Origin of the sequence: Aureibaculum flavum, assembly GCF_016406085.1 — a bacterium.
Taxonomy (GTDB): domain Bacteria; phylum Bacteroidota; class Bacteroidia; order Flavobacteriales; family Flavobacteriaceae; genus Aureibaculum; species Aureibaculum flavum.
Window position 1 is genome coordinate 1 of sequence record NZ_JAEHFJ010000003.1, and the last position, 14,297, is coordinate 14,297.

Consider the following 14,297-nt stretch of genomic DNA (forward strand, 5'->3'; position numbering starts at 1 on the left):
ACTCACAACAACTTGAAAACGAGATCTAAGTCTCACAGAACTGAACGTGATTTAAAGTAGAAAAGAGAGAGGATTATCAATGTTGTCGAAGTCTGTAGCTTCACCGTATATATTAACCTTAATTCTCTCTTTTATTCTTTCTGATTAAGTATCTAATTTAATGAATTACAAACTTAAGCCGTGTATAATTCATTGCTAGTACTTGCCTACTTGGAAATCCCTTCGGAATTTTCTCTGGTTCGTTTTAGTTTACTAATTTAGGTGCTGAAACACGCAACAAAGTAAAGAACAACGTTAGCTACAATTTTATAATTTCATTTGGACTATTACTATTACATCCTTAAAAATTCCTTTTCGACTGATAAACAAAGTCTAAAAACAGGTGTTATAATACATAAAGTACCAACAACATACCCATTTGATTTTATTAATGGAAATGGTCCGTTTAAGGATTTGAAAGAATTAAAGAGAAAGTCGACAATTTATCGAAATCTTATTTTAAGAAACCCTAAAAGAGCGGAACAAATTTGTGTGGAAAAAAATATGAGGGTCATTAAAGCTGTTGTACTAGCTAAAAAAGGTTTACGTGTTAATTTAGATTTTATTGAAATTATAGAGCATTGTACTAAAGGAAGAGTAAACAGGGGAAAGGTTTCTGGAATTCACTTCTATGACCCTAAAACAGTTAAAATATTAAATATTATTGATCAAAATCCATCCAACGGAATTTGGGAAGCCCAAATAGAATATTTTGATTCACGAACAAAAAAATGGATTAAAAAGGATACTTCAACTACATTTTTCCCAAACGACTGGAGTTATCATCAATTATTTCATGAATGTTTATTTGCAGTCAATAATAAAATAAAGAAAAAGAATAGTAAGAACATCTATACATCAAAAACTGAAAGCGGAATTGAGGTGGAAATAATATGTCTGAATGGAGCAATGAAGTCCATTTATCCTGTACTGAAACAGTAGCTAACTTAAGAGGTGTATAATTAATTGCTTGGGTCTGTGTGTACTCGGAAAATCCTACGGATTTCCCTAACGTTCGGTTTATTCTTACTAGATTATTTGCGAGACAATCGCAATCAACCATACACAAACCGTTGCGTACAAGTTGAAAAACGAGAATAATTGAGAAAAACGATTTACATAATTACTCTGACTTTACTAATAATCGGAATTCCATTATTTGAATTTATGGCTTTTAATTCAATGGTCAGTTTAAAATATGAAACACGTGAATTGACTGATTGTATTTCACTCGTTTCTGGAATTGATTTATGCAACGCAATCAGAACTTTTCACATTTTAGCAATTCTTTGCGGACTGACAATTATCGGATTTTTAATTTATAGAAAGCGGATTTTAAAACAAAAAAATGACAAAGTTTTATAGCATATTTATTTGTCTCTTATTAATAGTTTATAGTTGTAGTATAGAAAATGAGCGAGAACAATACGCTAAAATAATAATTGAAAAAGTTGAACAATTTAAAACAGAACAAAATAGATTGCCGAAAAATGTTTCTGAAATTGGTCTGATTGAACTTGAAAACAGTAAAGCATTTTACGAGAAAAAAACAGACTCCACCTATATAGTATGGTTTGGTTTGAGTCTTGGAGAATCTAAAACTTATAATTCAACAACTAAAAAATGGACAAAAGGCGGATAATAGTAAGCCCTCGGCTCATAAAGAACTAAGCCAAAACATAAATTATTCATATCTTTAAATCATCATCTATTAAAGCATTTCAAAAAATAAAACCTATGAAAACACTTCTCACTATTTTACTTTTAACCACTACAATTTGCTTTAGCCAAACCGGTTTTATAGAAATTGAAGTTAGAGATACCATTAAAATAAAACCCGAAAGTTTTGATTATCAAATTAGTGTAGACGAGTCAACATTGAGAGATTATAACAACACTGGGCCTTACGACCCAAGAATATCCAATGAAAAACTAAAATTAAAGTTGAAGGAATTAGAATCTTTTTTAAAAGAAAAGACTACTAATTTTACACCATTACAACATTCTACCTATGAAGTTAATAACACTTCCTATTTTGCAAAAAATGGATTTATGGTAACGTTTACCTCAGCAAAAGATTTGCAAAAATTCATGCACGAACTTAAAATACTAGATTATGTAAATGGAAATTTAGGAGAATTCCATTATACCAATGAAGAAAAATCAGAAGAAAGATTATTTAAAAAACTACTAGATAAAGCCGAAAAAAAGGCAATGACAATTGCCAAATTATCCAATTTAAAACTAGGTAAACTTATAGAGTTTAGTGAAGTTGCTGATGTTGATAATTTAACTTTTAATATGTTAGATATGTATACGGTTATGAAAGGCAATAAGAAATGGAACTCATCTAACAATGAATTATATGGTCAAAGATCTAAAGCCATTATCGTAAAATTTTCAGCAAAATAAATTAACAGCTCACACTAATAATTTTCTAAAAAAGTTAACGTAATTTTGAAGTTCACTAGATTTTTATAACATGAATTTTAAAGGCGTACTCTTTGATTTAGACGGCACATTGGTAAACTCATTAGAAGATATTGCCAATGCAATGAATAGTGTGTTGTCGCAGTGTAATTACCCTACACATACCTTAGTAGATTACAAGTCATTTACCGGAAAAGGAATTTTAAGTTTGGTAGAAGTCTCTCTACCCAAAACAGCTCAAAATAAAGAAACAATTGCTTCGTGTATGGAGCAATTTTTAACTTTTTACAGTGAAAATTGCACCGTTAACACAAAACCGTATGACGGTATTATGGAGCTGCTTGACGAATTAAAATCGCGTCAATTAAAACTAGCCGTTTTTTCTAATAAAGCAGATGATTTTACTAAAAAAATAGTAGAGGCCTTATTGCCTGGTTATTTTAGTATCGTTGCAGGCTTAAAAATTGAAGCTCATAAAAAACCCAACCCGTTAGTGGCTCTACAAATTTGCGAGCAATTAAACATTAAACCTCAAGAAGCTATTTATGTGGGTGATACCAATGTAGATATGCAAACGGCTACAAATGCAGACCTGTATGGCGTTGGCGTACTTTGGGGCTTTAGAACCAAAGAAGAACTTATGGCCAGTGGAGCCAAACAAACACTAAACCATCCTTTAGATTTAATACAATCATTATAAAATGAACGACAGCATGAAAACCCGAACATTAGGTAACAACGGATTAAACATAAGTGAAATTGGACTAGGTACATGGCAGATTGGTGGCAACTGGGGAAAAGATTTTTCAACCCAAAAAGCCATGGACATTTTAATGACCGCCGTAGATAGTGGCGTTACTTTTTTTGATACTGCTGATGTCTATGGTGATGGTAAAAGCGAAGCTTTTATTGGCGAATTTTTAAAAAATACGGATGCCAAAATTAAAGTGGCTACTAAATTTGGAAGAGGAGCAAACGTTTTTCCTGATAACTATACCAAAGAGGCCTTAAAAAAAGGAATTGAAGCCTCATTAAGCAGACTTGGCGTAACTACATTAGACCTGTTGCAATTGCATTGCATACCCACCGCTGAATTAAAAAAAGGAGATGTATTTGATTGGCTCCGCGATTTTAAAAGTGAAGGACTTATTAAAAATTTTGGTGCTAGTATAGAATCTGTCGAAGAAGGATTACTCTGCTTAGAGCAAGAAGGCCTACAAGCCTTGCAGATTATTTTTAATATCTATAGACAAAAACCAATTACTGCATTGTTTCCACAGGCTGAAGAAAAAGGCGTAGGTATTATTGTTAGACTGCCATTAGCCAGTGGTTTACTTACGGGTAAGTTTACCAAAGACACTAAATTTCATAAAGAAGATCATAGAAATTTTAATAAAGACGGTGCCGTTTTTAATGTTGGCGAAACCTTTGCAGGACTCCCTTTTGAAAAAGGTATAGAAATTACAGAAGCTCTAAAAGACTTTCTTCCTAAAGACATGACCATGGTACAAATGGCTCTACGTTGGATCTTAGACCACAAGGCGGTTTCAACAATTATTCCTGGAGCTAGCTCACCAACACAAGCAGAAAACAATGCGTATGTTTCCAGTTTAAATCCGTTACCAGAAGAACTGCATGCCGCACTTACTGAATTTTACAATACGGAAATACACCAATACATTCGTGGTGTGTATTAGCTTTTAACTAGCAATTAATTAAAAAAAGATACGGTGAATAGACCGTAAAATAATACTTAACTTGCCGTTATAATTGACCAACCCTTGTCATATGCGTATCAAAAAATTAAAATTCCCCACAGCACAAACCATTTTATTGTTAATTGCGGGTTTAGTTGCCCTACTCACTTGGGTGGTTCCTGCTGGTAAATTTGACAGCTTAACCTATGATGCTACTGCCAAAACCTTTACAAAAACCAGTTTAGAAACCACCACAGCATTACCCGCTACACAACAAACCTTAGACAATTTACAGATAAAAATACCCTTAGAAAAATTTACAAGCGGAGCCATTTATAAACCCATTGGCATCCCTAATACCTATCAAGAATTAGCATCTAAACCACAAGGTTTTGCCGCTTTTATGCAATCGCCCATAAAGGGAATAATAGCCGCAGCAGACATCATTTTCTTAGTCTTAATTATTGGCGGTCTAATCGGCATTATGAACCTTACCGGAGCTTTTGATGCTGGTATTGCTTGGCTAGCAAAAGCCTTAGAAGGAAGAGAATTTATTTTAATTATTCTAGTTACGTGTTTGGTCGCTGCTGGCGGAACCACTTTCGGATTGGCAGAAGAAACCATTGCGTTTTTCCCGATACTTATTCCCGTTTTTATTGCCGCAAAATATGATGCTATGGTCGGTTTGGCCTGTATCTTTTTAGGGTCTTCTATTGGTACCATGTGCTCTACGGTAAATCCGTTTTCAACAATAATTGCCTCTGATGCCGCGGGTATCAACTGGACCACTGGACTTAACGGTAGGTTTGTTATGCTTATGGTGGTGCTTGCCATTAGCATTTGGTATATACTGCGTTATGCCAAGCGTGTAAAAAACGACCCTACAAAATCTATTATTTACGATCAGAAAGAACAAATAGAAGCCCTTTTTCATATCAAAGAAACCAATGCTAAACTTAAATTGACTACCAGATTACGCTTAATTTTATTGGTATTTATCCTAAGTTTTGTCATTATGATTGTGGGTGTTTCAAAATTAGATTGGTGGTTTGTAGAAATGACCACTACCTTTTTAGTAGGAGCAATAATTATTGGCTTTTTAGGAAAAATAAAGGAAGCTAACTTTGTAGAGGCCTTTTCTAAAGGAGCAGGAGAATTATTAGGAGTTGCTTTTATTATTGGTATTGCCAGAGGTGTTTCTGTACTTATGGACGATGGCTTAATTAGCGATACCATGTTATATTATGCAAGCACATTTACCGAAGGTATGAACAAAGGTGTATTTGTAAATTCGATGCTTTATATTTATGGAGGCTTGTCCTTTTTTATTCCCTCTTCTTCTGGGATGGCGGTATTAACCATGCCGGTAATGTCTCCATTGGCTGATACCGTTGGCGTAGGTAGAGAAGTTATTGTAAACACCTATCAATACGGAATGGGTTTGTTTTATTTTATAAATCCTACAGGTTTAATTTTAGCCTCTTTAGCTATTGTAAAAATTGGTTATGACAAGTGGTTAAAATTTGTTTTGCCTTTGTTTATTACGCTTATTGTAGTAACGATGATCGCACTTACTATTTCTGTGTATTTATGATACTAACCCTGATTTTAAGTAGTGTATTTTTCATTTTAGCTCTTATTCATTTCAATTGGGTTGTGGGTGGTAGCTTCGGTTTTGCAGCTTCATTACCCACTACAGTAACTGGAGAACGTATGTTGAATCCCAAAAAAATGGACAGTGCTATTGTTGGATTGGGTTTAACCGCTTTTGGCTTGTTCTATTTAATAAAAGCCGACCTGATTGATATACCATTACCCTTATGGATTTTCACTGTTGGCTCGTGGCTTATTCCTGCTATTTTCCTAATACGTGCCATAGGCGAATTTAAATATGTCGGCTTTTTTAAACGCATAAAAACTACAGATTTTGCTAGATTAGATTCCAAACTCTTTTCTCCTTTATGTTTGATTATTGCTGTTTTGGGTGTATTAATTCATGTTTTAAACTAGTTACTATAAACTTTTGTTGAGCTCCTCCCTTTGTATAAATACAGGTGGATTCCAAACTCTTTTCACTCATGTGTCTGATTATTGCCACTCCAGTTTCATTAATTGAAGTGTTCAACTAGTTACTATAAACTTTTGTTGAGCTCCTCCCTTTAGATAAAGGGAGGTGGATTCCGACTTTTTCAGTCGAAAGACGGAGGGTTTGAAAAACCTAACCTTCAGGTTTTCTTACCGTTTTGGGGATTAGTCCTGACGAACTTTGATTTCAAACTCACCTTTCTCAGCCAACGCACCACCTGGCTCCTCGCTAATATTGGTCTACTAGACCAATATTGAACGCTCGGCCCTCCCTTTAGACAAAGGGAGGTGGATTCCGACTTTTTCAGTCGGAAGACGGAGGGTTTGAAACCTCAACATAAAATACCCATAATTTGAAATTTTTGTAACTTAGGATATTCTAAAACCTACTACCATGGAAAAAGCCTTACAAACAATGATTGATAATATGCCTGAGAAAACAGGTAAATCTTTAGAAGAGTGGAAAAAAATATTAAAGTCTAAAGACTTTGCCAAACATGGAGAAGCGGTAAAGTATTTAAAAAGTGAACATCAGGTAACGCATGGTTTTGCAAACACCATTGTTACCCTTTCAAAAGAAAATAACGACACGGCAGATGATTTAGTTAGCAATCAATATAAAGGTAAAGAAGCCTTATTTCCAATCTTTGAAAAGTTAATTAACACCATAAGTACCTTTGGTAATGATATTACCATAACCCCAAAGAAAACCAGCGTAAGCCTTATTAGAAAAAAGCAATTTGCCTTGATAAAACCAGCAACCAAAACCAGAATTGATTTAGGTTTAAAACTAATAGATGTACCAACAACTGACCGACTTGAAAACTCAGGGCCATTTGGAACCATGTGTACACACCGTGTACAATTAAATTCATCTGCTGAAGTTGACGAGCAGTTATTAGACTGGTTAAAGGAAGCTTATGAAAAAGCAGAGTAAGAGGTAAATCATTTAAAATTGTATTAAAAACAAAGCTAAAGTCCTAGTTTATAGCAATTTTAGGCCGTTTTTATTGTTTTTTAAAGGGTAAATTAATAAATTAGCACCTTATATAATCGCTAAACATGTTCTCCCCTAACTCCCCCACATATTCAATTGGACTACATTTTAATAAAAAATGTAATGGGTTTGCTTTTTTACCAAAAGCACAGCATGTTTTAAAACTACCTTATTTTATTTAAAACCAAGTAACCAACTAAATCAACCAAAAATGCCACACCCGCACTCCCACAGAAAGAAAAAGTTCATGGACCATTACAGTAAACTAAGTGAACAAGATTATAAATTAGAGGTATTGTATTCTCAACAAATGACCCGTCAAAAACTTGAAAAAATACGGGCTAATTTAAGTATCATTATTTGGACTATGGCCACCTTTATTGTAGTTGCTATAATCTGTACTTTTTTTGTAGTTTACCGAGCAGGACTATAGTTTTTCCGAGCTTTATAAAGATCTACTATATTCACTAAAATAAACATAATAAACGCAGGCATCACCCAGCCCAAACTATATTTTGCTAACGGAATAATACCTTGCAAGCCACTTAAACTTTCTTCAGGAACTATAAACTTTAAAAAGTCAGGAATACTGAATAAAAAAGTAATTAAAACTACCATTCTAAAAACAGCTTTAGAAGCAAATTTATCGGGTACCACATTTAATAAAATCAATATAATGGTTATCGGATAAATAAACATCAACACAGGTAAGGCAATCATTATAATAGAATAGAAATTCAGCTGCCCCACTAAAATACCCAACGCACAACCTAATATTGCCGTTATAACATACGCTTTTTGAGAATTTTTAAACAAACCCTTAAAATAATCGGCTGTACCGGTAACAATCCCCACAGCAGTGGTAAAACAAGCCAACGCAATTAAAACACTTAAAAACAGATTCCCAATCGGACCTAAAGTTCTAAGGCTGATTCCCATTAATAAATTGGCTCGTTGCATGTCACTACTTAAAGCATCATCAATAAAAATTTCAGCACCATAAAACGATCCTAAAGCAATGAGTCCCGCATAAATAATAAACAAGCCTGAGCCCGCTATAAATCCTGATTTTATAATCAATTCTTTTTTAGCTTCAAATGAAGCATTACTTTTTAAATTGAGTGAGACGATGATTACAGCACCAACAACAACAGCACCAATAGCATCAAATGTTTGATAACCTTCTAATATGCCATCTACAATGGGAGCCTTAAAATTAGACGGATTCATAAGCATATCACTAGAAAACAAGCCAATCCCAATTACCAAAAAGAGCATAACCACAATGAGAGGCGTTAAAAACTTACCAATAAAGCTTAATATTTTGGAGCGATTGAGCACAAATAACAAAACGAGTCCAAAATAGACACTACTAGTTAATAACGGACTTGTATTAAAAAGTGGATAAATGGCAATTTCGTGAGTGGCAGCAGCAGTTCGAGGTGAGGGTATGGCAATTGCAATGAGATAGACAATTATACAATAGATTACACTAAAAATTGGCGATACTTTTTTACCAAAATCGTACATGGTTCCTTGTAATTTGGCATGAGCCAAAATACCGAGAATCGGTATCACTACAGCAGTAATCATAAAGCCAAGTGTAACCAAAAACCAGTCAGAACCTGCATTATAACCTAATAAAGGCGGTAGCAATAAATTTCCTGCTCCAAAAAACAAGGAGAACAAGGCAAATCCGGTAATAAGTATTTCTTTAGTTTTATTCACTAATAAAAAATAAGTAAGCCAATATAGTTATTTTTGTGGGATGGATAATTTTTTTACATACAAAAATACCGCAATTCGGTATCGTACTTCAGGTAAAGGAGCTGCTGTTATCTTACTTCATGGGTTTTTAGAAGATGTAACCATGTGGGATGATCTCTCAAAAGAACTTTCAACAAGAAACAAAGTGGTTTCCATTGATTTATTAGGGCATGGAGCATCTGGTAATTTAGGATATATCCATACCATGGAAGAACAGGCTGAAATGGTAAAAGCGGTATTAAAACACTTAAAACTGCGAAAATATATTATTGTCGGACATAGTATGGGTGGCTATGTAAATCTTGCATTTGCAAAATTATTTCCCAATACTATAAAAGGCATTTGTTTAATGAACTCGACCTTTGAAGCAGATACCAAAGAGAAAAAAATAAACCGAGATAGAGCTATTGTAGCCGTAAAGCAAAATCATAAAATGTTTATAAGAATGTCTATTCCCAATTTATTTTGCGAACAAAACAGAGTTGCTTTTAAAAACGAAATTGATCAGATAACACAAAGTGCTTTAAAATTATCAATTCAAGGAATAATAGCTTCTTTAGAAGGAATGAAAATTAGAAAAGACAGTACAAGTTTCTTTAAAAAAGCTACCTTTAAAAAAATGTTGATTCTCGGAGCAAAAGATCCTGTTTTAGATTCAGAATCACTTAAAAATAAAGTAAAAAATACTGAAGTTCAAGTAGTTGAATTCCCTGATGGGCATATGAGTCATGTTGAAAACAAAAATGAACTCGCAAAAACACTGATTGAATTTATAAAATCTTGTAATTAACCCCAATATTTAACGACAACTTAGTCACAAACACTATTTATGCAGAGAATACTATTTTTATTGACAATTATTCTTTTTACATCATGTGCTAAAAAAGAAAATGCAACATTTACATTACAGGGTCAGATTAATAATTCCGAAAATAAGTATGTACTTCTATATCAAGAAAATGACATTGAAAGAAAAAACAACACATTAATTGACACGATAAAATTAGACGAAAATGGAAATTTTTCGGTTGCACTAAATAAAGAGCCACACTTCTATTCTTTGGTAGTGAACGAAAATGAAAACATACCACTGGCTATAGATAAAGATCAGCAAATTACAATAGAATCAACTAATGCTACACCGTTGGTTACCGGATCTAAAGACACCGACTTGCTTAATGCGTATGAAAACTTAAGAAAAGAATCTTTAGACCGCTTGGTAAACACCATTAGAAAACAAATTGTAACTGAAAATAAATCTGAAAATCCAAACCCTAAAACCATTGATTCTTTAGGTAAACTAGAGTTAAAAAATTATGATTTGCATTTGGCAGAATTAAACGCTTTTATAAAGGAAAAAATGGGAACTAGCATTGCCATTTACCCAACTTCATTACGATGGAAAGATGATAACATTAAATTCTTTGATAGCTTAACCAATGCATTTGAAAATGCTCATCCTAATTTAGCTATTTCTAAAAAATTAAGAGAAAAAGTAACGCGATTACAACAAACAGCCGTAGGCGGAAAAGTACCAGGTATTGTAATGACTACCGCTGATAAAGACACGGTAAGTCTTTTTTCTATCACCGAAAAATATACGCTAATAGATTTTTGGGCAAGTTGGTGTGGCCCTTGCCGAAGAGAAAGTGGTATCTTAAATAAATTATACGAAAAGTATAATGAAAAAGGCTTTACAATTTATGGTGTGTCTTTAGATACCAATAAAAAACAATGGACCAATGCCATGGCTAAAGACCATAGAATTTGGGCAAATGTATCGTCTCTAGAAGGTTTTGAAACACCAGCAGCTTATAATTTTGCAGTAACCGCTTTACCTATGAATTATTTAATTGATAGTAAAGGAATAATTATTGCTAAAAATTTACATGCAGAAGAGCTAGAACTATTAGTTGATCAAGTAATGGCTAATTAATTATTTCAGTGCTGTTAATTCTAGGCCGATATTTTCAGAATGAAGAAACACACCTGTAATGGCTTCTTTTACTGCTAACTTTTCTGTGAGTTGATCACACAAATTAGCACAATCAATTTTAGTACCATCTAATAACTCAAAAGTGGAGTTATCAGTCTTTGTAAAAAAAGGTTCAAAACCGCCATCGTCATAAGTTCTTGATAAGAGAATTTCAAAAGAAATATCAGAAGCTGCCTTTTCTTTACCTACCTCATCAATAAGCTTATAACTTATTGAACCGCCGTCTGCTGCTATATTTCCTATCGTTTTCTTTTCTACCGTTAACGTGTATACATAACCCCATTCATAGTTAAAACCTTCAATTCCACTATAAAACATATTATACATGGCGTCTCCTGCATCACTTCCTTCATAGACTAATAAAAACTGAGAAGTAAACGAGCCTACTCCTGACTGCTTAAAATGATTCACTTTTAGGGTTACAATTTCCACATCATCATCACTTGTACAAGAGGAGATTGAAATTAAACATGCTAAAAAAAGAATCACGGATACGCTTATAAACTTCATAGAATAGAATTTATAAGTAGATGCAAAATTAAATAAAGCGTTGCTCCATTTATGATATAATTTTATTTCAACATGGCGTTCCACCCCTGAGCCGTCAATTCTATTTTTTGATTGCCTCGTGTTATTAAATTCATTCCTTCATCTTTTTCAGTAATATGTCCTATAACTGTTAAATGCGGATTTGCTTTAATTTTCGGATAATCTGCCGTATCTACCGTAAAAAGTAATTCATAATCTTCACCACCACTTAAAGCCACGGTTGTGCTATCTAACTTAAATTCTTCGCACGTTGAAATAACCTGTGGGTCTAAAGGAAATTTATCTTCAAACAAATTACAACCCACTTCACTTTGACTACAGATATGAATAATTTCTGACGACAAGCCATCACTAATATCAATCATAGATGTAGGTTTTACCTCTAATTCTTTTAGCAAATTTGGGATGTCTTTTCGAGCTTCTGGTTTTAGCTGACGTTCTACCAAGTAGGTATAATTGTCCAATTCTGGTTGAGCATTTGGATTGGCTTGAAAAACTTGCTTTTCGCGTTCTAAAACTTGCAACCCTAAATATGCAGCTCCTAAATCTCCGGTTACCACGATTAAATCATTAGGTTTTGCTCCATTTCTATAGACAATATCTTCTTTATTAGCTTCTCCAATTGCTGTAATACTAAGTAACAAACCTTTTGTAGAAGAAGAGGTATCACCACCTATTAAATCGACATTATATGTTTTACAAGCCAAATGAATACCAGCATACAACTCTTCAATAGCCTCTAAAGGAAAACGGTTAGACACCGCTAATGAAACCGTAATTTGAGTAGCCTTACCATTCATAGCATACACATCAGATAAATTAACCATTACCGCCTTATAACCTAAGTGTTTTAAGGGCATATATGATAAATCAAAATGCACACCTTCCACTAACAAATCTGTAGTTACTAAAATCTGTTTGTCTTTAAACTCCAATACAGCAGCATCATCACCAACTCCTTTTATAGAAGATTTATGTGTTAACTTAACCTGATCTGTTAAGTGCTTTATTAATCCAAACTCCCCTAATTCAGCTAAAGAGGTTCTTTGTTCATTTTTATCTTCTAACATACTTTTTTTGTCCTTAAGAGTAACGCGTAGCATCTTTTTAAAATGTATTTCACATCTAATAGATTCTTGTATACACTCTATTTAATTATCTTTTTTTACTTCTATATCTTCCAAAACCCAATCCAATTCAGGGTCTATATTGTTTAACCTATCTTCTATGGTAGGCAGAATTTCTACATCTGGTTTTATTCCATATCCATCAGGATCCATGATATATGGTGCCTCAATTTGAGCTAGACCAATATTCATTTTCACTTTTGAGTTGGGCAATTCAATATATTTAAATAAACCGGCAACGGTTCCGTTATAAGCTCCACCTGTTTCTTCGCCTACAAAAATAGCTCTTTTATTTGCATGTAAATTTGTAGATAAAATAGAAGATGCTGAAAATGAAGCTCCATTAATCAACACATACATTTCTCCTTTAAAATGTAAAGGATCTGGTTTTTTTAGGTTAGCACTTGAAAATGAATAATAGGTTTTTCCATCATTTTTTCCGGATTTAAACAAGTTGTGAATGGCTACAAAAGGTGATAACAACACAGCTCCAATTTTTACAAATGAAGAACTGTTTTTTGATAACATTGAGGTTAAAAAAGGCTGCCGTGTTAAGACTTCTGACTTTTTTATTAACTGGTACTCTTTTTCTGTTAAATACGAATATAGTTTATCAATTTCGTCAAGCCTACCACCTGTATTATCTCTTAAGTCTAGTATTAAATACTCCGTTTTTAAGGAGTCCATTTTAGCAAAACTTTCCTTATAAAATTTTTTATAGTTTCCATTACCAAAGCTGCGTATTTTCAATAGAGCAACGGTACTATCCTTTCCTATAAAATTTAAGTTTCTTGTATATCTATTTCTGTCTTTTTCAAAACCATAAATATAATCTCTATCCTTCTTTTGTTTCTGCTTCAGTTTTAAATCTTTCTTTTCTTGATCTGTTAGTTTCTTTGGTTTTTTCGCTAAAGAATCTATTTCCTTTTTTTTCCCTTTTACAGAATCTTTAGGAATTCTTCTAAACATTTTCGTAAATAAAGAATCTTCATTTTTCAATGTCATTGAAAGGCTATCTACAAACCCTTTATCTTTATAATAAAAACCAGAAAATCGAGATGCTATTATTCTATTCTGAAAGGTATTGTTATAGCCATCAGATGAAAATAATTTTTTATATTTTTCAAAAAGTTTATAAATATCTTCTCCATTAATTTTGACTGCCTTACTACCAACGATGGTAGAATCTAAACCTCTCGTATCTACAATCCACAAACTGTCATTTAAGTATTCGAAATCTAACGCATAAAATTCAAACTTCTTTTTATTTAATACCTTTCTTTCTTTACCATTAAAAAGTTTCTGTGGTGGACTAATCGTAATATGTCCTTGCCGTACTTCTGAGATAACCGGAGCTAATTTTTCGTAAAACTGTTTACTGGTTAAGGGCGTAACAATAGTGTTTTTTAAGCTATCAAATTTATAATCTAATATAGGTTTTGTAATATATTGATATAACCGAGGATGCAGTTTTTGTAGTTTTTTATACGCCACATCAACATCTTTTTTTAAACTGTGTGCGGAATGGTTTACATTAATTTCTTCGTTATAAGATTTCACACTAACGCAAGAAAACAGCAATAAAAAAACACAAAAAAATAAGAGTAGTT

The 14,297-nt window shown here is 33.2% G+C and carries 14 protein-coding genes; 10 read left to right on the forward strand and 4 right to left on the reverse strand.

The window, feature by feature from the left end; all coding sequences use genetic code 11:
• Window positions 1-318 precede the first annotated feature (318 nt).
• The 8 genes from JBL43_RS05970 to JBL43_RS06005 all read left to right on the forward strand — a co-directional run bounded on the left by JBL43_RS05970 (window position 319) and on the right by JBL43_RS06005 (window position 7,188).
• Window positions 319-981, forward strand: coding sequence for an EndoU domain-containing protein (locus JBL43_RS05970; protein WP_198840561.1), 663 nt, complete (start codon window positions 319-321; stop codon window positions 979-981).
• Window positions 982-1,387: 406 nt separating this feature from the next.
• Window positions 1,388-1,681 carry a hypothetical protein gene (locus JBL43_RS05975; protein ID WP_198840562.1) on the forward strand — a complete coding sequence of 98 codons (294 nt, stop codon included), beginning with the start codon at window positions 1,388-1,390 and terminating at the stop codon, window positions 1,679-1,681.
• 95 nt (window positions 1,682-1,776) lie between these two features.
• Window positions 1,777-2,451 carry an SIMPL domain-containing protein gene (locus JBL43_RS05980; protein ID WP_198840563.1) on the forward strand — a complete coding sequence of 225 codons (675 nt, stop codon included), beginning with the start codon at window positions 1,777-1,779 and terminating at the stop codon, window positions 2,449-2,451.
• Between the two features lie 70 nt (window positions 2,452-2,521).
• Window positions 2,522-3,169 (forward strand): HAD family hydrolase, encoded by a 648-nt coding sequence (locus JBL43_RS05985; protein WP_198840564.1) that lies wholly within the window; start codon window positions 2,522-2,524, stop codon window positions 3,167-3,169.
• Window positions 3,170-3,182: 13 nt separating this feature from the next.
• Complete coding sequence (locus JBL43_RS05990; protein WP_198840565.1) at window positions 3,183-4,166, forward strand: aldo/keto reductase; 984 nt, start codon at window positions 3,183-3,185, stop codon at window positions 4,164-4,166.
• A gap of 97 nt (window positions 4,167-4,263) precedes the next feature.
• The gene (locus tag JBL43_RS05995; protein WP_198841067.1) at window positions 4,264-5,760 is read left to right on the forward strand and encodes a YfcC family protein; all 1,497 of its coding nucleotides are present in this window, start codon (window positions 4,264-4,266) and stop codon (window positions 5,758-5,760) included.
• Window positions 5,757-6,176 carry a DUF3995 domain-containing protein gene (locus JBL43_RS06000; RefSeq protein ID WP_198840566.1) on the forward strand — a complete coding sequence of 140 codons (420 nt, stop codon included), beginning with the start codon at window positions 5,757-5,759 and terminating at the stop codon, window positions 6,174-6,176. Before JBL43_RS05995 ends, JBL43_RS06000 begins: the two co-directional genes overlap by 4 nt.
• A gap of 469 nt (window positions 6,177-6,645) precedes the next feature.
• The gene (locus JBL43_RS06005; RefSeq protein WP_198840567.1) at window positions 6,646-7,188 is read left to right on the forward strand and encodes a DUF4287 domain-containing protein; all 543 of its coding nucleotides are present in this window, start codon (window positions 6,646-6,648) and stop codon (window positions 7,186-7,188) included.
• A 474-nt stretch (window positions 7,189-7,662) separates the two neighbouring features.
• On the opposite strand, the gene brnQ is transcribed toward JBL43_RS06005, so the two are convergent.
• Window positions 7,663-8,976 carry a branched-chain amino acid transport system II carrier protein gene (gene brnQ, locus JBL43_RS06010; protein ID WP_198840568.1) on the reverse strand — a complete coding sequence of 438 codons (1,314 nt, stop codon included), beginning with the start codon at window positions 8,974-8,976 and terminating at the stop codon, window positions 7,663-7,665.
• Window positions 8,977-9,016: 40 nt separating this feature from the next.
• Here brnQ and JBL43_RS06015 point away from each other — a divergent pair, with 40 nt between their 5' ends.
• Together JBL43_RS06015 and JBL43_RS06020 are read left to right on the forward strand one after the other, a co-directional pair.
• Window positions 9,017-9,805: an alpha/beta fold hydrolase gene (locus JBL43_RS06015; RefSeq protein WP_198840569.1), complete on the forward strand. Its 789-nt coding sequence runs from the start codon at window positions 9,017-9,019 to the stop codon at window positions 9,803-9,805.
• A gap of 39 nt (window positions 9,806-9,844) precedes the next feature.
• On the forward strand, window positions 9,845-10,951 hold the full coding sequence (locus tag JBL43_RS06020) for a TlpA disulfide reductase family protein (RefSeq protein ID WP_198840570.1): 1,107 nt from the start codon (window positions 9,845-9,847) through the stop codon (window positions 10,949-10,951).
• Here JBL43_RS06020 and JBL43_RS06025 read toward each other — a convergent pair whose 3' ends face one another.
• The 3 genes from JBL43_RS06025 to JBL43_RS06035 form a co-directional block, all read right to left on the reverse strand.
• Window positions 10,952-11,521 carry a DUF4377 domain-containing protein gene (locus JBL43_RS06025; RefSeq protein WP_198840571.1) on the reverse strand — a complete coding sequence of 190 codons (570 nt, stop codon included), beginning with the start codon at window positions 11,519-11,521 and terminating at the stop codon, window positions 10,952-10,954.
• A 62-nt stretch (window positions 11,522-11,583) separates the two neighbouring features.
• Window positions 11,584-12,630 carry a thiamine-phosphate kinase gene (thiL, locus tag JBL43_RS06030; protein WP_198841068.1) on the reverse strand — a complete coding sequence of 349 codons (1,047 nt, stop codon included), beginning with the start codon at window positions 12,628-12,630 and terminating at the stop codon, window positions 11,584-11,586.
• 81 nt (window positions 12,631-12,711) lie between these two features.
• Window positions 12,712-14,247 carry a S41 family peptidase gene (locus JBL43_RS06035; RefSeq protein WP_317193437.1) on the reverse strand — a complete coding sequence of 512 codons (1,536 nt, stop codon included), beginning with the start codon at window positions 14,245-14,247 and terminating at the stop codon, window positions 12,712-12,714.
• Between the last annotated feature and the right edge of the window lie 50 nt (window positions 14,248-14,297).

Coding starts and splice junctions, on each gene's coding strand:
- JBL43_RS05975 (WP_198840562.1), top strand. CDS start 1,388: ATGACAAAGTTTTATAGCATATTTATTTGTCTCTTATTAATAGTTTAT.
- JBL43_RS05980 (WP_198840563.1), top strand. CDS start 1,777: ATGAAAACACTTCTCACTATTTTACTTTTAACCACTACAATTTGCTTT.
- JBL43_RS05985 (WP_198840564.1), top strand. CDS start 2,522: ATGAATTTTAAAGGCGTACTCTTTGATTTAGACGGCACATTGGTAAAC.
- JBL43_RS05990 (WP_198840565.1), top strand. CDS start 3,183: ATGAAAACCCGAACATTAGGTAACAACGGATTAAACATAAGTGAAATT.
- JBL43_RS06000 (WP_198840566.1), top strand. CDS start 5,757: ATGATACTAACCCTGATTTTAAGTAGTGTATTTTTCATTTTAGCTCTT.
- JBL43_RS06005 (WP_198840567.1), top strand. CDS start 6,646: ATGGAAAAAGCCTTACAAACAATGATTGATAATATGCCTGAGAAAACA.
- JBL43_RS06015 (WP_198840569.1), top strand. CDS start 9,017: ATGGATAATTTTTTTACATACAAAAATACCGCAATTCGGTATCGTACT.
- JBL43_RS06020 (WP_198840570.1), top strand. CDS start 9,845: ATGCAGAGAATACTATTTTTATTGACAATTATTCTTTTTACATCATGT.
- JBL43_RS06025 (WP_198840571.1), bottom strand. CDS start 11,521: ATGAAGTTTATAAGCGTATCCGTGATTCTTTTTTTAGCATGTTTAATT.
- thiL (WP_198841068.1), bottom strand. CDS start 12,630: ATGTTAGAAGATAAAAATGAACAAAGAACCTCTTTAGCTGAATTAGGG.